At 70.5% G+C, this 23,792-nt stretch carries 7 protein-coding genes; all 7 read left to right on the top strand.

Annotation, left to right across the window (positions count from 1 at the left end; all coding sequences use genetic code 11):
* Window positions 1–8: 8 nt before the first annotated feature.
* Genes AC1D29_RS00465 through AC1D29_RS00435 form a run of 7 tightly spaced genes read left to right on the top strand, consistent with a single transcriptional unit; the run spans window position 9 to window position 23,786 of the window.
* The gene (locus AC1D29_RS00465) at window positions 9–1,400 is read left to right on the top strand and encodes a TolC family protein (protein WP_477893665.1); all 1,392 of its coding nucleotides are present in this window, start codon (window positions 9–11) and stop codon (window positions 1,398–1,400) included.
* 3 nt (window positions 1,401–1,403) lie between these two features.
* Window positions 1,404–2,060 (top strand): hypothetical protein, encoded by a 657-nt coding sequence (locus AC1D29_RS00460; RefSeq protein ID WP_477893663.1) that lies wholly within the window; start codon window positions 1,404–1,406, stop codon window positions 2,058–2,060.
* On the top strand, window positions 2,057–3,391 hold the full coding sequence (locus AC1D29_RS00455) for an HlyD family type I secretion periplasmic adaptor subunit (protein WP_477893661.1): 1,335 nt from the start codon (window positions 2,057–2,059) through the stop codon (window positions 3,389–3,391). Before AC1D29_RS00460 ends, AC1D29_RS00455 begins: the two co-directional genes overlap by 4 nt.
* 16 nt (window positions 3,392–3,407) lie before the next feature.
* Window positions 3,408–4,754, top strand: coding sequence for a hypothetical protein (locus AC1D29_RS00450; RefSeq protein WP_477893659.1), 1,347 nt, complete (start codon window positions 3,408–3,410; stop codon window positions 4,752–4,754).
* 8 nt (window positions 4,755–4,762) lie between these two features.
* A complete protein-coding gene (locus AC1D29_RS00445) occupies window positions 4,763–5,584 on the top strand; it encodes an HDOD domain-containing protein (protein ID WP_477893657.1) in 822 nt (273 codons plus the stop codon).
* Window positions 5,581–7,188 carry an EAL domain-containing protein gene (locus AC1D29_RS00440; protein WP_477893655.1) on the top strand — a complete coding sequence of 536 codons (1,608 nt, stop codon included), beginning with the start codon at window positions 5,581–5,583 and terminating at the stop codon, window positions 7,186–7,188. The genes AC1D29_RS00445 and AC1D29_RS00440 overlap by 4 nt, the downstream gene beginning before the upstream one ends.
* Window positions 7,188–23,786 carry a PA14 domain-containing protein gene (locus AC1D29_RS00435; protein WP_477893653.1) on the top strand — a complete coding sequence of 5,533 codons (16,599 nt, stop codon included), beginning with the start codon at window positions 7,188–7,190 and terminating at the stop codon, window positions 23,784–23,786. Before AC1D29_RS00440 ends, AC1D29_RS00435 begins: the two co-directional genes overlap by 1 nt.
* Window positions 23,787–23,792: the final 6 nt, after the last annotated feature.

Here is a 23,792-nt window from a genome sequence, read left to right as displayed (position 1 = left end):
TGCGATCCATGGTTTTCTCCCCGCGTCGCCTGAGCAGCCTGCTGCTGCTCTGCCTGGCGCCCACCTGGGCCGCGGCCCAGGCCGAGCCGCCTGCCGCCGCCGCCTCGGCGCCGGTCGACGCCGCTCGTCCCCGCGTCGCCAGCCTGCAGCAGCTGCTGGGCATGCCGCCGGTGCTGGCGCTAAGCGGCAACGGCCCGCCGCTGTCGCTGGGCGACGCGCTGCAACTGGCCTGGCAGAACAGCCCCGAGGTGGCCGCCGCGCGCTACCGCTCGCTGAGCTTTGACTACACGCGCAAGGCCGCCCGCGGAGCGCTGCTGCCCAAGCTGGAGACGCGCGTCGCGGTGGGGCGCGGGCATCTTGAAACGCCGGACCGCACCGACAACCTGGGCCGCAACGACAACTCGGCCGTGCTCAGCCAGGCGTTGGTGGACGAGACGGCCCGCCACGAGTGGACCCGCCAGGAGCTGCTGGCCGCATCGGCCGAGGTGCAGCTGGCCGGCGTCGAGTCGCAGACGCTGCTGGACACCGGTTCAGCCTGGTTCGCCGTGCTGCAGCAGCGCGTGGGCGTCGAGCTGGGCCAGGGCTACGAGAAAGAGCTGAACGAGCTGCTGCGCTACATCAGCGACCGCGTGGCCGCTGGCGGCGCCAGCCCCGCGGAGCGCGAGCGCATCACGGCGCGCGTGGCCAATGTGCGTTCAGGCCTGGCGGACTCGCGTGCGGCGCTGGCCGCGGCGCTGCGCAACTTCCAGAGGCTCTCGTCGGTGACGCCGTTCGGCCTGGCGCTGGACGCGCCGATGGACTTGTACCTGCCCGCCGACGCCGAGGCGGCGATGACCGAGGCCGATGCCGGCAATGCCGAGCTGCAGTCCGCCCGGTTGGAGCAGCAGGCTGCCGACTCCGAGCGCAAGGGCAACCGTGCTGCCTTCCTGCCGCGCCTGGCCGTGGAGCTGACGCATTCGCAGACGCGCAACGCGGCCGGTTCAGAGGCCCAGCAGCGCGACAGCAAGGCCATGCTGGTGATGACGCTGCCGCTGGTCAATGGCGGCGCGGACTACGCCCGCATGCGCGCCGCCGAGGCGCGCCGCGACGAGCTGCAGGCGCGCGGTGAAGGCGTGCGCCGCCGCGTCGTGCAGGACCTGGAGACCAGCTACGCCAACCTGCGCGCGGCCACCGAGCGCTTCGCGTCCGTGCGCGACGAACTGGACGCCAACCGCAAGGTCGTGGACGCCTTCCGCGCCCAGCTGACCGGCGGCAACCGCCAGCTGCTGGATGTGCTGGATGCCTACCAGCGCCTGCACCAGAGCCGGCTGGACATCGTGCAAGTCGTCGTCAGCGCCGCGCAAAACGAGTGGCGCGTCGCCCACCTGACCGGCGCTTTGCGCACGGTCGTGGGGAGGTAGGCCATGTCAGGCGGCGGCGGCAAGGGCGGGGATTACTGGCCAGGTTTCGTGGACGCGCTGACCAACGTGGTCATCGCGATGGTGTTCGTCATCGTCGTGCTGGCGATCGCGCTGAGCTTCTCGGCGCAGATCCTGGCCAAGCGCATGGCCGCCAAGATCGCCGAGCAGCAGGCCGAGCTGGGCCGTGCGCGACAGGCGCTCATCGCGCCGGCGGCCGAGAAGGAGCGGGCGGGCGGCGCGCCGCCCGTCATCGAATCGCAGGCGCCGCAGCGCACGCGCATCGCCGTGGCCGGCAACGAGGCGGCGCTGTCCGCCAGCGCAGCCACGGCCAAGGTCAAGCCGGCGGAGCGCTTCCTGCAGCTGGACTTCGCGCCCGGCGCGCTGACCGTCGACGCCGCCGCCGCCAAGGCGCTGGGCGAAGCACTCGCGCCGCTGAAACAGCGCCTGATCGAGTCACCCGCGCTGCGGCTGGAGGTCGTCGCCATCGGCCCCGAGATCCACCTCAGCGAGAACCAGCGCGCCGCCTTCATCCGCGCGATGGCCGTGCGCAACGAGCTGCTGGGCCAGGGCATCGCGGGCGACCGCATCGTCACGCGCATCGACATGCAGGCCAGCGCCCCGGCGCCTGCCGTCGCCGTGCGCTTGGGAGAGAAACCATGACGACTGCTTCCACGACGCGCGACGTGCCGGTGGACCTGCTGCTGTCCTACTTCGACAACACGCTGGGCCAGACGCGCCGCCTGCGCCGCCCGCGCGCGCTGATCTACGCCGCGGCTGGCGTCTGCGCCGCGCTGCTGCTGTGGACGGCGCTGGCCAACGTGGACCTGGTCGTGCACACGCAGGGCCGCATCGTGCCCTCGGGCAAGCAGCAGCTGGTGCAGCACCTGGAAGGCGGCATCCTGTCCAAGGTCTTCGTGCACGAGGGCGACGCCGTGACGGCCGGGCAGCCGCTGGTGGCGGTGTCGGACCTGCAGGCCAATTCCTCGCGCGCCGAGAAGGGCGCACGGCTGTCGGGCATGGCCGCCCGTGTCGCGCGGCTGGACGCCGAAGCCAACGGCGCGCCGCGCTTCCAGCCGCCCGCCGGTGCCGACGTCAACGACCCGGCCGTGCGCGCCGAGTCTGAGTCTTTCGCCGCCCGCGCCGCCAAGCTGGCGCAGACGACCCGCGTGCTGGATGAGCAGGCCACGCAGCGCCGCCAGGAGGCGGCCGAGGCCGCCGCGCGCGGCAAGGGTTTGCGCGCCGAGCTGGAGGTGGCGCGCTCGCAGCTGGGCCTGGTGCAGAACATGGTCAGCCGCAACGCCGGTTCGCAGAGCGAACTGCTGGACGCGCGCGGCCGCGTCGAGCGGCTGACGACGCAGATCGCCGAGAGCGAGGCGTCGCTGCCCCGCCTGGCCGCGGCCGCCGCCGAGCTGGCCGCCCGCCAGGCCGAGTCGGTGGCCCAGTTCCGCAGCGAGGCGCGCACGGCGCTCAGCGACGCGCGCGTGGAGCTGCGCCGGCTGGAGGAAGACATCAAGACCGAGAACGACCGCGTGCGCCGCACGGTGCTGACGGCGCCGGTGGCGGGCGTCGTCAACAAGCTGGCCAGCAACACGGTCGGCGGCGTCGTGAAGCCCGGCGAGACGCTGCTGGAGCTGACGCCGCAGGATGACGCCCTGGTCATCGAGACCCGCGCGTCGCCGGCCGAGCGCGGCACGCTGCGCGTGGGCCTGCCCACGCGGGTCAAGGTGGCGGCCTTCGACTACACGGCCTACGGCACGCTGGAAGCGCGCGTCACCGAGATCAGCGCCGACAGCCTCATCGACGAGCGTGGCGAGCGCTACTTCCGCGTCGTCGCCGCCGTGGACCCGGCCAGCGCCAAACGCTTTGCGCAGCCGCTGGGGCCGGGCATGAGCGTCAGCGCCGACGTCGTCACGGGCCGCCGCACCGTCCTGCAATACCTGCTGTCGCCCATCCGCGGGCTGACCGACACGGCCCTTCGCGACCGTAAATGAATCCAAGGGAACCGAGATGAGCGCCACCCACATCGCCACCGTGTCCGAACCGCTGCCGCCGCGCGGGCCGAAGTCGCCGCGCGACCACGGCATCGGCACGCGGCATGTCTTCTTCGTCGCGCTGCCGTTGCTGGCCATGCTGGCGGGCGCCGCGTCGATGTGGCACTTCGTGTCGTTCGCGATCATGTCCAACCCGCTGCTCAACGGCATCATCATCGCCGTGCTGTGCTGGGGCATGTGGACCATGGTGGGCCACCTGCTGGAGCTGTTCGGCGAGGACCGCGTCTTCCGTGCCGGCATGCGCTGGCTGCAGGACGGCGACGCCAGCGGCGAGCAGCACCCGCGCCTAGGCCCGCCGGCCTTCGTCACCGGCATGCTGGACCGGCTGCAAAAGCTGGGCCTGGGCCACCAGGTCTACATCCACAGCTCGGCGATGGAGCCCGAGATCGAGGCGCTGGAGCAATACCTCAACAAGCGCCAGGAGCTGAGCCAGTTCCTGGTCGGCCTGATGGTGGGCCTGGGCCTGCTGGGCACCTTCGTGGGCTTGCTGGAGACGCTGGTCGAGACCTCCAACCTCATCGCCACCATCGCCAAGAGCGCGGGCGGCGGTGCCGACATGGAAGGCGAGTTCGCCAAGATCGTCGGCGGCCTGCAAAAGCCGCTGTCGGCCATGGGCACGGCCTTCTCGGCGTCGATGTTCGGCCTGGTCGGCTCCATCGTGCTGGGCTTCCAGATGGTGGCCGTGCGCAAGGCGGCGACCGACCTGGTCGAGACCGTGCGCGGCAACGTGCTGTCGCTGGCCGAGAAGAGCAGCGTCAACGAGAACGTCGAGATCAGCGAGCGCTTCCTGGCCACGCTGTTGGCCGACATCCTGGAGCAGCACCGCGCGTCCACGACCGGTCTGGCCGACGTCGTCGCCAGGCTCGACCAGCTGGTGCCGCAGGTCGCGCAGATGGCCGGTGCGTCGGCGCGTTTGACCGAGCGGCTGCAAAGCCAGGAGGCGGTGCTGGAGCGCACGACAGCCACCGTCGGCGGCGTGGGCGACGTGGTGCCGGCGATGGCGCGGCTCGCGTCAGCTGCCGAGGGCATGCTGCAGGAAAGCGGCTCCTCCAACGAGCGCGTCGGCCGCATGCTGGACTTCTTGCCAGCGCAGGAAGCGCTGGTCGGCAACGTCAAGCTGGCGCTGGCGCGCGTGGACAGCCTGGAGCGCGAAATCGGCGCGCTGACCGCGTCCAACGAAGGGCTCAAGGACGAAGTGATGCAGCAGGCCGCCCTCGTCAAGCGCATGGACTCGACGCTTTGGAATCTGGAGAAGGATCAGCTCCGTGACGCGCTGTCCGACGGCAAGGGCCCAAGGACATGACCGCACATATGGACCAGCTCCGCGCCGCCGCCGGCGGCCGGCTGCAGCTGCCCTCGGTGCCGCGCGTCGTGCGCCGCCTCATCAGCCAGCTGCGCGACCCCGGCGCCTCCATCGTCGACCTGGTGGACGAACTGGAGCAGGAGCCGCAGCTCGCCGCGCGGACGTTGCGCATCGCCAACTCACCTTACTACGCCGGCCGCCGCAGCCTGGCGAGCCTCAAGGATGCGGTCGCCATCATCGGCACCGACACGCTGCGCACGCTGGTCATCAGCGGCGGGCTGGAGTCGGTGTTCGTCGCGGTGCCGGGCGTCAACCTGCGCCAGTTCTGGCTGGACGCCACGCTCACCGCCAAGGCGGCGCGCAGCTTGGCGCGCTTGGCGGGTGGCGACGGCGAAGCTGCCTTCCTTGCCGGCCTGCTGCACAACGTGGGCCACCTCATCCTCTGCCAGGCGTTCCCGGACACCTTGCCCGCCGTGCTGGCCGGCTCGCGCCACGCGCGCGGTCGGGCGCTGGCCGCGCTGGAGCACGAAGCCTGCGGCCTGGACCATGCCCAAGTCAGCGCCGCCTGGTTGGACGAGCTGGGCTTTCCGACCGCCGTGGTGGAGGCCGTCGCCCGTCACCTGGACGCCAATCCGGCGCCCGGCACGCTGGCGCCGGTGCTGACGCTGGCCACGCAGGTCGCGGCATCCATCGAGGCCGGCGACAACGCGCAGCGCGCGCTGCACAAGCTGGACACCAGCCTGGTCGCGGCGGCGTCGCTGGTGGCCGAGAACCTGGACGAGCGCTTCGGCACGCAGTACGAGCAGATCGCCGCAGGGGGCGACGCGTGAGCATTGGCAGTGCGACGCAACGCGCCGGCGCGGCCGTGGCGGGCGGTTTCGCGCTGTCGGCCGTGGGCAGCTTCGCGCTGCTGCAGGGCGCGCTGACGTCGAATCAGCTCGGCTGGCTGCTCATGATTCACGGGCTGGCCGCGCTGGCGACGCTGGCGGGCCTCGTGACCGTGTCGCGCTGGTGGACGCGCGGCGGCGACCCGCTGCTGGCCCAGCTCGACGCCGCCGGCCAGGGCCGCATTGCCGAGCGGGCGCAGGACGGCCCGGTCGAGTGGGCGGCCATGTCACGCACCATCAACGTCGCGCTGACCCGCATCAAGGCGCAGCTGGACGACCGCGACCTGCGTCTGGGCGAGCTGCATGCCGAGATCTCGGTCGACCCGGTGACCGGGCTGGCCGCGCGCGCGCAGTTCATGGACCGGCTGGCCACGCTGCTGCACGACCCCGACAAGGAAGCCACCGGCGGCATGGTGCTGCTGCGCGTGGACGATCTGGCCGGCCTGAACCAGCGCGCCGGCCGCGAGCGTGCCGACGAGCTGCTCAAGCAGGTGGCCACGCTGCTGCGCACGCGCGCGCTGCGGCTGGACCCGGCCGGCGGCGTGGTCGCGAGACTGAACGGTGCCGACTTCGCGGTCATGGTGCCGCGCGTGCAGACCGAGGCCCTGGATGCCTGGACGCGCGAGCTGGCCGACGCGCTGCACGGCCTCAAGCAGCGCGAGCTGACCGACCGGCCGCGCGTGGGCTGGCTGGCGGCCAGCACCTTCCACGGCGGCGAAACCATAGGCGCGGTGATGTCGCGCGTGGACCGCGGCCTGCAGTCCGGCGAGGGCAACGATGCCGCGTGGATGATGGTGCGCGCCACGCGCACCGGCCCGACGGTGTCGCTGGCGCAATGGCGCAGCCTCATCGACGAGGCGCTGATCACCGGCCGCGTGGACCTGAGCCTGGCGCCCGTGGCGTCGGCGGAGGGCGCCGCCGCCCACCAGCTCGCGCAGGTGCGGCTGGAGAACGCCGAAGGCCGATTCTTCGGCCCCGACGAGGTGCTGCCCGCGGCGCTGCGCACGGCGCGCATCGCCGACATCGACCTGCGCGTGGCCGAGCTGGCGCTGGCCCGCATCGCCGGGCATGGCGACGAAGTGGCCATCCGCATCTCGCCGCGCTCGGCCGAGCGGCCCACCTTCGTCAGCCGCTTCGAGGAAGCGCTCGCCGGCGTCGGTGCGCTGGCGTCGCGCCTGTGGGTGGAATTCGAGATCGACGGCGAGCGCAATGTGATGAGCGTGCTGGGCCCGCTGACCGCGATGCTGCAGCGCCATGGCGTGCGCGTCGGCATACGGCGCGTCGTGTCGCCGCCGGAAGACCTGGCGCTGCTGCGCCGTCTGGGCGTGGGCTATCTGCGCCTGGGGCCGTCCTTGAGCACCGGCCTGGCCGGCGACGGCAGTGCGGGCAAGCGCCGATTGCTGCAACTGATGGTGGAGCTGGGCGCGTCGGAGGGCTTGCGCGTGCTGGCCGCCGAGGCCGCCAGCGACTCGGACGCCCAGCTGTTGCGCAGCGCCGGCATCCCCTGCGCCGACGCGCCGATTGAAGAAGTGACACGGAGTACCTGATGGACAACGCTGCGGGCAAAGTCGTCATCCATGCGCCCAGCGGGGACGCCACGATCAAGCTCGCGCTGTCGCGCGCCGCCATCGTCAAGGTGCTGGTGGCCGGCGTGGACCTGGTGCTGGTCATGGCCGACGGCAGCCAGCACGTGTTCCAGGGCGCCGCGCTGCGCGCGCTGGCCGACCCCGACTTCAAGCTGCAGTTCTCCGACGGTGCCACCGAGGCGTCCACGCTGATCGCCCAGGCCGGCCCGGTCAACATCACCGACACGCTGCTTCGCACCATCGAGAAGAACACGACGGCCGACGACACGCCCGCGCCGTCGGCCCGCGAGGCCAGCAGCGAGATGCCCCCGCCGCCCAAGCCGGCGGAGAGCGGCATGGTGTCCGGCACCGGCAACGGTGACGGCGCGGCCAAGGCCGAGTTCCACGACGAGGCGCGGCCGTTCACGCTGGTCATCCAGGTTGCGCCGGCACCGGCGGGCAACCCCGGCGGCGGCACGCCGCCTCCGCCGCCTGCCGCAGCCACGCTGACGGTGGCCGGCCAATTCCACAACGTCACGGGCCAGGAGGTCAGTGGTACCACCATCACCGGCTCCGGTGGCTCGGCCGAGTCGGCCACCGACTTCTCCGCCGCCGCCCAGGCCGCGCCCGAAGTCATTCACGGCACGGCCGGCGACGACACCATCGCCGGCGACGGCGGCCAGGGCATGGGCTCGGGCTGGGCGCGCCAGTTCGACATCACGCTGTCGGCCAAGTCCGCGCCGCTGGTCAAGTCCGTCGTCATCAGCGGCCTGCCGGATGGCTTCGAGGTCGTCGGCGCCACCAAGGGCGCAACCGGCTGGGAACTGAGCATCCCCGTTGAAGGCTCGACCTCGACGCGCTTCAGCGTCATGGTGCGCTACGCCGTCGTGTCCGACACGGCGGGCGGCAGCTCGACCACCTTCGACCTGGTCGTCACCGCCTCCGCCGATGTGGGCGGCACCGTGCTGGAAGGCAAGCTGACGCTGCCGGCCATCGTGCGCGACGTGAGCAGCGCGGCCGATATGAGCTACGAGGCCGGCGGCAAGGCGGGCGTCGTGTTTCCGGCCTACGGCCTGGGCGACCTCATCGACGGCGGTGCGGGCAACGACACCATCAACGGCCTGGTCGGCGCGGACCGCCTCTCGGGCGGTGCCGGCAACGACAAGCTGGACGGCGGCGCCGGCAACGACTGGCTGGTGGGCGGCGAGGGTGCCGACAAGCTGGTGGGCGGCACGGGCAACGACACGGCCAGCTTCGAGGGTTCGTCGGCGGGCGTCAGCGCGGACCTGTCCACCGGCACGGCCAGCGGTGGCGATGCCGACGGCGACACGCTGGAAGGCGTGGAGAACCTCGGCGGCAGCGGCGGGGCCGACCAGCTGCGTGGCGACGGCGGCGCCAACAAGCTCGACGGCGGCGCCGGCAACGACCTGCTGGAAGGCCGTGGTGGCGCGGACCAGCTGGTGGGCGGCGCGGGCGCCGACACGGCCGTCTACAGCGGCTCGTCGGCCGGCGTCGTCATCGACCTGGCCGCCGGCACCGGCAAGGGTGGCGAGTCCGAAGGCGATACGCTGACGCAGGTCGAGAACGTCATCGGCTCCGAGCATGACGACACGCTGCGCGGTGACGCACTGGCCAATGCGCTGCAGGCCGGCGCGGGCGACGACGTGCTGGAAGGCCGCGGTGGCGCCGACACGCTGCAAGGTGGCGCCGGCAACGACACGGCCACCTACGCCAGCTCCGCCGCCGGCGTGAATGTCAGCCTGGGCACCGGCCAGGGCAGCGGCGGCGACGCGACGGGCGACCGGCTGCAGGACATCGAGAACCTGACTGGCTCGGCGCTGAACGACCTGCTGATCGGCGATGCCGGTGACAACAAGCTGGACGGCGGCGCGGGTGATGACGAGCTGGAAGGCGGCGAGGGCGCCGACGCACTGACGGGCGGCGACGGCAAGGACACCGCCAGCTATCTCGACGCGCAGGCCGGCGTGGTCGTCAGCCTGGCCACGCCCAGCTTGAACACCGGCGAGGCGCGCGGTGACAGCTTCCAATCCATCGAGAACCTGGCGGGCTCCGAGAACGACGACACGCTGATCGGCGACGGCTTTGACAACCTGCTGATCGGCAACCCCGGCAACGACGGCCTGCAGGGCGGCGCGGGCGACGACACCCTCGTCGGTGGCGCCGGCGCCGACCAGCTCGACGGCGGCGACGGCAGCGACACCGCCAGCTACGCCGACTCCAACGAAGGCGTGAAGGTGGACCTCAGCGGCGCCACGCCCAGCGCCGGCGGCGACGCGGGCGGCGACACGCTGGCCAACATCGAGAACCTGACCGGCTCGCGATTTTCCGACCGGCTGTTGGGCGACGCCGCCAACAACGTGCTGGATGGCGGCCGTGGCAACGACGTGCTGATCGGTGGCGCGGGCGCGGACACGCTCATCGGCGGCGACGGCTCCGACACGGCGGACTACAGCACCGCCACCGTGGCGGTGCAGATCAACCTGACCACCGGCGCCGTGACCGGCGGCGACGCCACGGGCGACAGCTTCCAGTCCATCGAGAACCTGGCCGGCGGCAGCGGCGACGACCAGCTCACCGGCGAGGCCAGCGCCAACCGGCTGACCGGCAATGCCGGCAACGACACACTGTCGGGCCTGGCCGGCAACGACGCGCTGGACGGTGGCGACGGCGACGACCAGCTGGACGGCGGCAGCGGCGCGGACCAGTTGAGCGGCGGTGCGGGCGTGGACACGGCGACCTACGCGGCGTCCGCCGTGGGCGTGCAGGTCAACCTCGCCACGGGCACGGGCACGGGCCGGGGCGGCGACGCCGAGGGCGACCGCCTGAGCGGCATCGAGAACCTGCTTGGCTCCGACAAGGACGATGTGCTGACGGGCACGGCCGGCATCAACAGATTGGTGGGCGGCGCGGGCGACGACGTGCTGGACGGTGGCGACGCGGCCGACGTGCTGGACGGCGGCGACGGCAGCGACACCGCGAGCTATGCATCGGCGACGGCCGGTGTCACGGCCAGCCTGTTGGCACCCGGCACCAACACCGGTGCGGCGGCCGGCGACAGCTATGCGTCCATCGAAAACCTGGCCGGCTCCAACTACAACGACACGCTGGTGGGCGACACGAACGCCAACGTCATCAGCGGCGGCGACGGCGACGACTTCATCGAAGGCCGCGGCGGCGCGGACGTCATCCACGGCGGACTGGGCAACGACACGCTGAGCTATGCGACCTCGGCCGCGGCCGTGCAGGTCGACCTGGTGGCCGGCACCGGCAACGGCGGCGATGCGCAGGGCAACCTGCTGGATGGCGTGGAGAACCTGATCGGCTCCAACTTCGGCGACTCGCTGAAGGGCGACGCGGGCGACAACCGCCTGGACGGCGGCAACGGCGACGACCTGCTGGACGGGGGCGCGGGCGCGGACCAGTTGATCGGCGGCGCCGGCAATGACGCGGCGACTTACGCGGGCGCGACGGCGGGCGTCAAGGCCAGCCTGGTCAACGCATCGACCAACGCGGGCGACGCGGCCGGCGACAGCTTCGTCGCCATCGAGAACCTGACCGGTTCGGCCTTCGACGACACGCTGGAAGGCGATGCGGGCGTCAACAGGCTGGTGGGCGGCGCGGGCGACGATGTGCTCATCGGCGGCGCTGCGGGCGACCAGCTCATCGGCGGCGCGGGCAGCGACACGGCCAGCTACGCGGGCGCGCTGAGCGGCCTGACCGTCAGCCTGGTCGACACGACGCTGAACACCGGCGACGCGGTGGGCGACAGCTTCGACGCCATCGAGAACCTGACCGGCTCGTCGTTCGACGACGTGCTGATCGGCACCACCGGCGCCAACCGCCTGGACGGTGGCGCGGGCAACGACCTGCTGGTGGGCGGCGCGGGCGCCGACCAGCTGATCGGCGGCGCGGGCCTCGACACGGCGACCTACGCCGCGTCCAGTGCGGCCGTGACGGTCAACCTCTCCACCGGCCGCGGCAGCGGTGGCGACGCGCAGGGCGACTCGCTCGCCGGCATCGAGAACGTCATCGGCAGCGCGTTCGACGATGTGCTGACGGGCGCAGCCGGCAGCAACACGCTGACCGGTGGCGCCGGCAACGACAACTACAACGTCGACGACACCACCGACGTGGTCATCGAGGCGGCGGGCGAGGGCACCGACACGGTCAACGCCTCGGTCAGCTACGTGCTGGGCGCCAACGTCGAGAACCTGACGCTGACGGGCAATGCCGACATCAACGCCACCGGCAACGCGCTGGACAACCAGCTGACCGGCAACGCCGGCAACAACCTGCTGGACGGCGGGCTGGGCGGCGACCGCATGGCCGGTGGTGCGGGCGATGACGGCTACGTGGTCGACTCGGTCGGCGACGTCGTCACCGAGAACTTCGGCGAGGGCACGGACACCGTGCGTTCCGGCATTAGCTACGCGCTGGGCGCCAATGTCGAGAACCTGGTGCTGACCGGCACGGCCAGCAACAGCGGCACGGGCAACGCGCTGGACAACGTCATCACCGGCAACGCTGGCAACAACCTCATCGACGGCGGCGCGGGTGCCGACACGATGGCCGGCGGCGCGGGCGACGACAGCTACGTCGTCGACAACACCGGCGACACCGTCACCGAGGCCGCGGGCGAAGGCACGGACCTGGTCCGCAGCAGCGTCAGCTTCGTGCTGAGCGCCAACATCGAGAGCCTGACGCTGACCGGCACCGCCAACATCGACGGCACCGGCAACGCGCTGGCCAACACCCTGTTCGGCAACGCCGGCAACAACCTGCTGGACGGCAAGGCCGGCGCCGACCAGATGGCCGGGGGTGCGGGCGACGACACCTACGTCGTCGACAACACCAGCGACCAGATCACCGAGCTGGCCAACGAGGGCACGGACAGCGTGCGCGCGTCCATCAGCTGGACGCTGGGCGACAACCTGGAGAACCTGACGCTGCTGGGGGCCGGCAACATCGACGCCACCGGCAACGCGGCCGACAACGTCATCACCGGCAACGCTGGTGCCAACCTCATCGACGGCAAGGCTGGTGCCGACACGATGGCCGGCGGCGCGGGCGACGACAGCTACGTCGTCGACAACAGCGGCGATGGGGTCATCGAAGACGCCAACGCCGGCTACGACACGGTCAAGAGCGGCGTGGGCTATGCGCTGTCCGCCAACGTCGAGGAGCTGCAGCTCACGGGCACCGGCAACATCAGCGGCACCGGCAACGAGCTGGACAACCGCATCGTTGGCAACAGCGGCGCCAACCTGATCGACGGCGGCGCGGGCGCCGACACCATGCTGGGCGGGTCGGGTGACGACACCTACCTCGTCGACGACACCGGCGACGTGGTCATCGAAGCCGCCGGCGGTGGTACAGACCTGGTCCGCAGCAGCGTCAGTTTCACGCTGGGCGCCAACGTCGAGAACCTGACACTCACCGGCACCGCGCCCATCAGCGGCACCGGCAACGACCTCGACAACACCCTCCTCGGCAACAGCGGCAACAACACGCTGGATGGCGGCCTGGGGGCCGACACCATGGTGGGCGGCGCGGGCAACGACAGCTACGTCGTCGACAACGCCGGTGACGTGGTGACCGAGAACGCGGGCGAAGGCATCGACACCGTGCGCGCCGGCTTCAGCTACACGCTCGGCGCCAACCTTGAAAACCTGGTGCTGACCGGCACGGGCGACTGGACCGGCACCGGCAACGCGCTGGACAACGTCATCACCGGCAACAGCGGCAACAACCTCCTCGATGGCGGCCTGGGCGCCGACGCGATGGCGGGCGGCGCAGGCAACGACAGCTACCTCGTCGACAACACTGGCGACACCGTGACTGAAGCGGCGGGCGAGGGCATCGACCTCGTGCAGTCCAGCGTCAGCTTCCGGCTGGGCGCCAACATCGAGCAACTGACGCTGACGGGGGCCGCCAACATCGACGGCAGCGGCAACGCGCTGGCCAATGTCATCACCGGCAATGCCGGCAACAACCTGCTGGACGGCGGCGCCGGCGCCGACGTGCTGGTCGGTGGCGCGGGCGACGACACCTATGTGGTGGACAACGCCGGCGATCAACTCACCGAGCAGGCCGGCGAGGGCACGGACCTGGTGCGCAGCGCCGTGACCTGGACGCTGGGCGCCAACCTGGAGAACCTGACGCTGACGGGCGGCGCCGACATCGACGCCACCGGCAACGCGGCCGCCAACATCCTCATCGGCAACGGCGGCAACAACCTGCTGGACGGCCGTGCGGGCGCCGACCAGATGAGCGGCGGCGCGGGTGACGACTCCTACGTCGTCGACAACGTGGGCGACACCGTCACCGAGAACGCCGGCGAGGGCAATGACAGCGTGCGTGCGGGCATCAGCTACGTGCTGACGGCCAACGTCGAGAACCTGCAGCTGCTAGGTGCCGGCGACCTCAACGCCACCGGCAACGAGCTGGACAACCAGCTGCTGGGCAACGGCGGCAACAACGTGCTCGACGGCAAGGCCGGCGCCGACGCGATGGCCGGCGGGGCGGGTGACGACAGCTACGTCGTCGACAACGCCGGCGACACCGTCACCGAAGCCGTGGGCGAAGGCAACGACCAGGTCTCGTCGACCGTCAGCTTCCGCCTGGGCGAGAACATCGAAGACCTGACGTTGACGGGCAGCGCCAACATCAACGCCACCGGCAACTCCGCCGCCAACCGCCTGACCGGCAACGCGGGCAACAACGTCATCGACGGCGGCGCGGGCGCCGACCAGATGGCCGGCGGCCTGGGCGACGACAGCTACATCGTCGACAACGCCGGCGACACCGTCACCGAGAACGCGGGCGAGGGCGCCGACACCATCCGCAGCGCCGTCACGCTGGTGCTGCCCGCCAACGTCGAGAACCTGGTGCTGACCGGCACCAGCCACATCGACGCCACCGGCAACGCGCTGGACAACGTCATCACCGGCAACGCCGGCAACAACACCCTCGACGGTGGCGCGGGTGCCGATACCATGGCCGGCGGCGCTGGCAACGACAGCTACCTCGTCGACAACGGCGGCGACACCGCCACCGAAGCCGCGGGTGAGGGCACGGACACCGTGCGCAGCAGCGTCACGTTCACGCTGGGCGCCAACATCGAGAACCTGGTGCTGACGGGCAGCGCCAGCATCGATGGCAGCGGCAACGAGCTGGCCAACCAGCTCAGCGGCAACAGCGGCAACAACACGCTGGATGGCGGCGCGGGTGCCGACGCACTGGCCGGCGGCGCGGGCAACGACGTCTACATGGTCGACGACGGGGGCGACACCGTCACCGAGTTCAGCGGCCAGGGCACGGACACGGTTCGCTCCAGCGTCAACTTTGCGCTGGGTGCGAACCTGGAGCGCCTGGTGCTGACAGGCACCGGCGATGCGAACGCGAGCGGCAATGAGCTGGACAACCAGCTCACCGGCAACATCGCCAACAACCTGCTGGACGGCGGCGCGGGCGCCGACACGATGGCCGGTGGCGCGGGCAACGACACCTACGTGGTCGACAACGCGGGCGACACCGTCACCGAGAACGCCGGCGAAGGCGTGGACACGGTGCGCTCGTCCATCAGCTACGCGCTGGGCGCCAACGTCGAGCACCTGGTGCTGAACGGCACCGCCGCCTTGAGCGCGACCGGCAACGAACTCGACAACCAGATCACCGGCAACGCCGGCGCCAACCTCATCGACGGCGGCACCGGCGCCGATCGCATGGCCGGCGGCGCGGGCGACGACAGCTACCTGGTCGACAGCGCCGGCGACACGGTGACCGAAGCCGTGGGCGAGGGCATGGACCTCGTGCGCAGCAGCGTCAGCTTCACGCTGGGCGCCAACGTCGAGAACCTCATCCTGACCGGCACGGCCGACGTCGATGGCAGCGGCAACGGCCAGGCCAACCAGCTGACCGGCAACAGCGGCAACAACGCGCTGGACGGCGCGGGTGGCGCCGACGTGATGACCGGCGGCCTGGGCGATGACACCTACGGCGTGGACAACGCCGGCGACCAGGTCATCGAGGCCAGCGGCGAAGGCACGGACACCGTGCGTTCCAGCATCAGCTACACGCTGGGCGCCACGCTGGAGAACCTGGTGCTGACCGGCACGGGCAACATCAGCGGCACCGGCAACGCCGGCAGCAACAGCATCATCGGCAATGCGGCCGCCAACGTCATCGACGGCGGCGCAGGCACCGACACGATGGCCGGCGGCGGCGGCGATGACACCTACAGCATCGACAACAGCGGCGACGTGGTGGTGGAAGACGTGGGCGCGGGCACCGACACCGAGATCTCCTCGGTCAGCCGCGTGCTGGAAGCCAACGTCGAGAACCTGATTCTGACCGGCTCGGCCAACCTCAACGCCACCGGCAACGAGCTGGCCAACCAGATCACCGGCAACGCGGGCAACAACCTCATCGACGGCGGCGCCGGTGCCGACCTGATGGCCGGCGGCGCCGGCGATGACAGCTACGTCGTCGACGACGCGGGTGACCAGGTCGTGGAGAACCCGGGCGAGGGCACCGACACCGTGCGCTCGGCGGCCAGCTTCGCGCTGGGCGCCAACATCGAGAACCTGATCCTGACCGGCACCGCCAACGTGGACGGCAGCGGCAACGAGCTGGACAACACGCTGACCGGCAACAGCGGCAACAACCAGCTGGACGGCGGCACGGGCGCGGACCGCATGGTGGGAGGCGCGGGCAACGACACCTATGTCGTCGATGACGTCAGCGACCTCATCACCGAGAACGCCGGCGAAGGCACGGATACCGTGCGTTCCGCCATCACCTACACGCTGGGCGCCAACCTGGAAAACCTGGTGTTGACGGGCACCGACCGCATCGACGCCACCGGCAACGCGGCCAACAACCAGATCACCGGCAACGGCAACAACAACCTCATCGACGGCGGCCTGGGCGCCGACACGATGGCCGGCGGTGCGGGCAACGACACGTACTTCGTCGACAACGCGGGCGACGTCGCCATCGAGTCCGCCGGCGAGGGCGTTGACCTGGTGCGCAGCAGCGTCAGCTTCACGCTGGGTGCCAACGTCGAGAACCTGATCCTCACCGGCAGCAACGACCTCAACGGCAGCGGCAACGCGCTGGCCAACCAGATCACTGGCAACAGCGGCGCCAACGTGCTGGATGGCGGCGCGGGCGCCGACCAGCTGATCGGCGGCGTGGGCGACGACACCTATGTCGTCGACAACAGCGGCGACACCCTCACCGAGAACGTGGCCGAAGGCACGGACACCGTGCTCGCGTCCGTCAACTGGACGCTCGGGGCCAACCTCGAAGCGCTGACGCTGACCGGCAGCAACAACATCAATGGCACCGGCAACGACCTGGCCAACGTGCTGACCGGCAACACCGGCAACAACACGCTGGACGGCGGCCTGGGCGCCGACCAGATGGCCGGTGGCTCCGGCAACGACAGCTACGTCGTCGACAACGCCGGCGACCTCGTCACCGAGAACCCGGGCGAGGGCAGCGACACGGTGCAGGCATCCATCAGCTACGTGCTGGTGAACGAGGTCGAGAACCTGACGTTGACCGGCAGCGCCAACCTCAGCGGCACCGGCAACGCGCTGGACAACGTCATCACCGGCAACGCCGGCAACAACACGCTGGACGGCGGCGCGGGCGCCGACCGCCTGGTGGGCGGCGCCGGCAACGACGGCTACCTCGTCGACAACGCCGGCGACACCGTCATCGAGTCTGCCGGCGGTGGCACCGACACCGTCACGGCCAGCGTCAGCCACGGCCTGGCGGACAACGTGGAGAACCTGGTGCTGGCCGGTACGGCCGACCTCGACGGCACCGGCAACGAGCTGAACAACCAGATCACCGGCAACGCCGGCGCCAACGTTCTGGACGGCGGCGAGGGCGACGACCGCCTGATCGGCGGCGCGGGCAACGACAGCTACCTCGTCGACAGCGCCGGCGACCTCATCACCGAGAACAGCGGCGAGGGCACGGACACCGTGCGCAGCTCCATCAGCTGGGTGCTGGGCGCCAACCTCGAAAACCTGGTGCTGACCGGCGCCGACGCCATCGACGGCAGCGGCAACAGCGTGGCCAACCAGATCACCGGCAACGACGGCAACAACGTGCTGGACGGCGGCGCGGGCGCCGACCTGCTGACCGGCGGCCTGGGCGACGACACCTATGTCGTCGACAGCGCCAGCGACCTGGTCGTCGAGTTCGCCGGCGAAGGCACGGACATCGTGCAGACCAGCATCAGCCTGACGCTGGCCGCCAACGTCGAGACGCTGGTGCTGCTGGGTGCCAGCGACATGAACGGCACCGGCAACGCCTTGGGCAACACCATCACCGGCAACAGCGGCGCCAACCTGCTGGACGGCGGCGTCGGCTCCGACGTGCTGGTGGGCGGTGCGGGCAACGACATCTACATCGTCGACAACGTCGGCGACTCGCTGTACGAGCAGGCCGGCGGCGGCACCGACGAAGTGCGCGCCAGCGTCAGCTGGGCGCTGGCCGCCAACTTCGAGAACCTGACGCTGACCGGCAGCGCCAACATCACGGCCACCGGCAACGCGCTGGCGAACGTGCTCACCGGCAATGCCGGCAACAACTACATCGTCGGCGGCGGTGGCGCCGACACGATCAGCGCCGCCGGCGGCGCCGACACGCTCGCGGTGAGCGACCTGAACTTCGTGTCCATCGACGGGGGCACCGGCGTGGACAGCCTCAAGCTCGATGGTCTGGGCGTCACCAACGTCAACCAGCTGACGGCCAAGGTGCGCGGCATCGAGGTGCTGGACTTCTTTGGCGGCACGGTCGAGACCATCACCGTGCGCTCCAGCGACGTCAACACCGTCAACTTCGTCGGCGCCGACGGCGGGGGCAAGCTGGAGGTTCTGCTCGACGGCAACGACCTGCTGCTGCTGAACAGCAGCGACTACAGCAACACCACCAACGTCAACGCCGCGCCGGACGTGCTGCTCTCCAACGGCAACACCGGCAAGCTGCTGGCCGCGATCGCGCCTGGCGGCATCAATCTCGCCATCGACATCAGCGGCCTGGTGCTGCCCAGCCTGTCGGACCTGCGCACGCTGTGGGGCATGACGGCCGACCCGACCTTTGCCACCATAGGCGGCAAGATCACCTGGCTGGATGCCAACGACCTGGACGGCAATGGCACATCGTCGGGTCTGGCCGAGGGCGGCCTGATCAACGGCAACGGCAACCTCAGCACCTGGGTCGACAAGAGCGGCAGCGGCAACAACTTCACGCAGGGCACGTCCAGCGCGTCGCCGCTGCTGAACCTGACCGGGCTGAACGGCCAACCCACGGTCAGCTTCGACGGCAACGACTTCCTGACCAGCAGCCTGTGGGTGGGTCAGAACTACTCGCTGTTCGTCGTGGGCCAGCTCACCGGCACGCAGAACGCGCGCCTGGTCTCCTCGTCCACCGACAACTCGCTGATCGGCTGGCACGGCGGCTACCAGGACCAGCTCTACGGCCAAAACTGGGTGTCGCAGACCAACGCCACCGTGCAGGCCGGCACGCCCATCCTGTACACGGCCAGCGACCTGGCGGGCTCGGGCACGCTCTACAAGAACGGCGTGGCCCTGGCCGCCACCGGCAGCACCTTTGACGGCTGGCTGGGCAAGATCCAGCTGTCCGGCTACCAGGGCAGCACAAGCGAGGCCAGCCGCGGACAGGTGTCTGAGCTGCTGGTGTTCGACCATGTGCTGTCCGCCGCCGAGCAGCGCGTCATCGAGAACTACCTGGCCACGCGCTGGGGCGTGGGCACGCCCACCAGCATGACCGGCGGCGCGCTGAGCACGGTCGGCCTGGACCCGACCTGGACAGGCGGCAAGATCGCGTTCGGCACCGCCGCGGCCGAGACGATGACGGCGACCTACAACGGTGCCTCCGCACGCGGCGCCGGTCGTGTCGACGCGGTCGTCTTCGGTGGCGACGGCGACGACGTGATGAACGGCGCTGCGCGCGTGGACGCGCTGTTTGGCGGCAACGGCAATGACACGCTGGACGGCAAGGTCGGCGCCGACTGGATGGCCGGCGGCGCCGGCAACGACACCTACACGGTGGACGACGTGGGCGACACCGTCGTCGAAGACGCCAGTGCCGGCACGGACCGCGTGCTGTCGTCGGTGGGCTACACGCTGACCGCCAACGTCGAGAACCTGACGCTGACCGGCACCGCCGCCATCAACGGCGCCGGCAACGCGCTGGCCAACAGCATCCTCGGCAACAGCGGCGCCAACCGCATCGACGGCGGCGCGGGCGCCGACACGATGACCGGCGGCGCGGGCAACGACGTCTACTTCGTCGACAACGCGGGCGACCTCGTCAACGAGAACGCCAGCGAAGGCACGGACGCCGTCTACGCATCCGCCAGCTACACGCTGTCGGCCAACGTCGAGAACATCTACTACGTCGGCCGCACGGCCGGCACCATCACCGGCAACACCGCCAACAACGCGCTGTACGCCAGCGTCTACAGCGGCATCGCGACGACGATGGCCGGCGGCACCGGCAACGACGACTACTACCAGCAGGCCGACGGCTTCGGCAACTTCAGCCTCAACCTGGTGGTCGTCGAGAACGCCGGCGAGGGCACGGATACGGTCTACCTGCAGCGCACCACGAACAGCGCGACCATCCTCAGCTACACGCTGGCGGCCAACGTCGAGAACCTGGACCTGCAGTCCTCGTACAACATCAACGTCACCGGCAACGCACTGGACAACGTCATCACCGGGCCGTCCAACGCGGGCAATCCCAACGCGACGTCGATGGCTGGCGCCGCCGGCAACGACACCTACAACGTCTACCTGCCGTTCACGACGGTCATCGAGAACGCCGCCGAGGGCACCGACCTCGTGCAGGCCAGCATCGACTTCCGCCTGCCGACCAATGTCGAGAACCTGACGGCGGCCAACCAGAACAACCTGAAGCTGTACGGCAACGCCGCGGCCAACACGCTGACCGGCACGCAGGCCAACGAGCGGCTGGACGGCGGCGCCGGCGCCGACACGCTGGTGGGCGCGGCTGGCGATGACACCTACGTGGTCGACAACGCGGGTGACGTCATCACCGAGACGACCGGCCTGGACAGCGTGGAGACGTCGCTGGCCAGCTACACGCTCGCCGCCACGCTGGAGCGCCTGAGCTTCACCGACACGGGCGCGCACACCGGCACGGGCAATGCGCTGGCCAACCTCGTTGTCGGCAACAGCGGCAACGACACGCTGGCCGGCATGGACGGCAACGACACGCTGTACGGCGGCGGCGGCACCGACACGCTGAACGGCGGCAACGGTGACGACATGCTGGTCTCGGGCAGCCGCCCCAACTACTTCGCCGGCCTGCAGCAAAGCGGTCTGCGCGCCGAGTACTGGAACAACACGAGCTGGCTGGGCACGCCGGTGCTGACGCGCCAGGACGCCAACATTGCCAGCAACTACGGCAATGGCTCGCCGGCCACCGGCGTCGTCAATGTCGACAACTTCTCCGTCCGCTGGACCGGCTACGTCAACATCGCCACGGCCGGCAACTACACCTTCCGCATCAGCCAGGACGACAGCATGGCGCTCTACATCGACGGCCAGTACGTCGACGGCATGAGCGGCTACGTCAACCTCGCCAACATCGACTCGCTGGCGCTGAACCTGAGCGCGGGCCAGCACAGCATCATGGTGCAGATGAGCGAGGGCAACGGCGGTGCGGTGGCGCAGCTGTCGTGGCTGACGCCGGGCGCCAGCGCCTTCGTGTCGGTGCCGGCCTCGGTGTTCAGCTTCGGCGACCCGGCCGCGACCGACAGCGCCGGTGACGCGCTCAACGGTGGCGCCGGCAACGACACGCTGATTGGCGGCGCGGGCATCGACACGCTGACGGGCGGCACCGGCGACGACACCTACGTCGTCACCAACGCCGCCGACACGCTGGTCGAGGCCGCGAACGAAGGCACGGACACCGTGCAGTCCAGCGTCACGTACACGCTGGCCAGCCAGCCCAACATCGAGAACATCACGCTGGCCGGCAGCGCCGCCGTCAACGCCACCGGCAACGCGGCCGCCAACACGTTGACCGGCAACGTCGCGTCCAACACGCTGGACGGCGGCGATGGGAACGACACGCTGATCGGCGGTGGCGGCGCCGACACGCTGCTGGGTGGTAATGGCAACGACAGCCTCACGGCCGATGGTGGCAGCACGCTGCAAGGCAATGACGGCGACGACGTGCTGAAGCTGGGCAATGTCTCGGCCTGGACGCCCACCCAGCTGACCAACGTGGCGCTGTGGCTGGACGCCGCGGACCTGGACGGCGACGGCGTGCGCGAAGGCCTGGCCGAGAGCGGCCTGACCGCCGACGGCCGCGTGGCCGTGTGGCGCGACAAGAGCGGCGGTGGGCGCGACGCCACGGCCAGCAACGGCGGCTTCGAGCCGACGCTGGTGGTGGACGGCATGAACGGCCTGCCCACCGTGCGCCTGGACGGCTTGGACGACCGTCTGACCGCCAGCCTGGCCACCATCGCCTCGGGCGGCAGCATCTACTGGGTACAGAAGTCGGGCGACAGCTTCTACATGCCCCTGGCCACCGGCGTGGGCGGCAGCCCCTGGCTGCTGATCGCGGGGCAGGGCGACGGCACGACCGACGTGGTCGGCGCCAGCAACACCAACCTGAAAACCGCCTGGACCGTGGACGGCACGCTGCAGTCCTGGAACACTCGCGCCAACGTCTACACGACGCTCGCCGAGGCCACGCACGTCGTGTCCACCGTCAACCAGGCGCTCAGCTTCAACGGCTCGCTGAGCATTGGCAACAGCTGGGGCGGGCAGTGGATGGCCAGCAACGACTACAGCGAGGTCATCGTCACCGGCACCACGCTGTCGACGGCCGACCAGCAGCGCCTGGACGGCTACCTGGCGTGGAAGTGGGGCACCGTCAGCCAACTGGCCGCCGCCAACCCGTACAAGACCGCCGCGCCGACCGCCTTCGTCATCGCCAGTACCGGCGGCTCGCTGTCCGGCGGCAACGGCAATGACACGCTGACCGGCGGCAACGGCGACGACCTGCTGGACGGGGGCGCCGGCAACGACGCGATGGCCGGCGGCGTCGGCAACGACATCTACGTCGTCGACTCGGCGTCGGACACCGTCACCGAGGCGGTGAGCGAGGGCAGCGACCTCGTCCAGGCCAGCATCACCTACACCTTGGGCGTGAACCTGGAAGACCTGACGCTGCAGGGTGTCGCGGCCATCAACGGCACCGGCAACACCGGCGACAACGTGCTGACGGGCAACGGCGCCGCCAACACGCTGACGGGCCTGGCCGGCAACGACACGCTGGATGGCGGCGCGGGCGCCGACACGCTCGTCGGCGGCACCGGCAACGACGGCTACGTCGTCGACAACGTGGGCGACAGCATCACCGAGGCCGCCGGCGAGGGCACGGACAGCGTCTCCGCGTCCGTCAGCTACACGCTGGCCGCCAACGTCGAGAACCTGGTGCTGACCGGCATCGCCAACCTCAACGCCACCGGCAACACGCTGGACAACCTGCTGACTGGCAACGCCGGCGACAACCAGCTGGACGGCGGCGCCGGTGCCGACACGATGGCGGGGGGCGCAGGCAACGACAGCTACCTGGTCGACAACGCCGGCGACCTCGTCAACGAAGCCGTCAACGGCGGCACCGACACCGTGCAGTCGGCCGTCAGCTACGCGCTGCCGGCCAATGTCGAACACCTGATCCTGACTGGCTCGGCCAACATCAACGCCACGGGCAACGGCCTGAACAACCAGCTCACCGGCAACGCGGGCGACAACCTGCTGGACGGCGGCGCGGGTGCCGACACGATGGCTGGCGGCGCAGGCAACGACAGCTATTGGGTCGACAACGCCGGCGACACGGTAACGGAAGGCCTGAACGGCGGCACGGACAGCGTGCAGTCCTCGGTCACGCACACGCTGGGCACCAACGTCGAGAACCTGACGCTGACCGGTGCCACCGCCATCAACGGCACCGGCAACGCGCTGGACAACGCCATCGCCGGCAACGCCGCGGCCAACACGCTGAGCGGCGGCGACGGCAACGACGTACTGACGGGTGGCGGGGGTGCCGACACGATGCTGGGCGGCAATGGCGACGACACGTTGATCGCCGCGTCCCCCGCCGACCTGACCTCGGCCGACGGCGGCGCCGGCATCGACCTGCTGAAGTTCATGACCAGCGGCACCAGCTTCGACATTGCCTCGCTGATCAACGTCGCCCACAACGTCGAGGCGCTGGACCTGCGCAATGGCGGCGCCGGCGGCATCGACCTGTCCAGCCTGGGGCTGACCAGCATCACCGACAGCAACCATGCGCTGACGCTGAAGCTGGACAGCGGCGACGTCATCAACGTGGCCGCCGACACCCAGCTGCAGCAGCTGTCCACCGGCACGGACTCATACGGCAACGCGCTGACCGATTACGCCGTGCTGGAACAGCAGGGCGCCAGCTGGGTGCAGACGTCTACGCTGCACCTGGTCGTCGGCGCCGGAGGCTGAACGCGA

It is taken from the genome of Roseateles sp. P1_C6, from assembly GCF_056406315.1.
This window is presented reverse-complemented; position numbering and strand designations above follow the sequence as displayed.

What these genes read in the sequence shown, in the direction of transcription:
- AC1D29_RS00465 (WP_477893665.1), top strand. Translation starts at nt 9, where the DNA reads ATGGTTTTCTCCCCGCGTCGCCTGAGCAGCCTGCTGCTGCTCTGCCTG.
- AC1D29_RS00460 (WP_477893663.1), top strand. Translation starts at nt 1,404, where the DNA reads ATGTCAGGCGGCGGCGGCAAGGGCGGGGATTACTGGCCAGGTTTCGTG.
- AC1D29_RS00455 (WP_477893661.1), top strand. Translation starts at nt 2,057, where the DNA reads ATGACGACTGCTTCCACGACGCGCGACGTGCCGGTGGACCTGCTGCTG.
- AC1D29_RS00450 (WP_477893659.1), top strand. Translation starts at nt 3,408, where the DNA reads ATGAGCGCCACCCACATCGCCACCGTGTCCGAACCGCTGCCGCCGCGC.
- AC1D29_RS00445 (WP_477893657.1), top strand. Translation starts at nt 4,763, where the DNA reads ATGGACCAGCTCCGCGCCGCCGCCGGCGGCCGGCTGCAGCTGCCCTCG.
- AC1D29_RS00435 (WP_477893653.1), top strand. Translation starts at nt 7,188, where the DNA reads ATGGACAACGCTGCGGGCAAAGTCGTCATCCATGCGCCCAGCGGGGAC.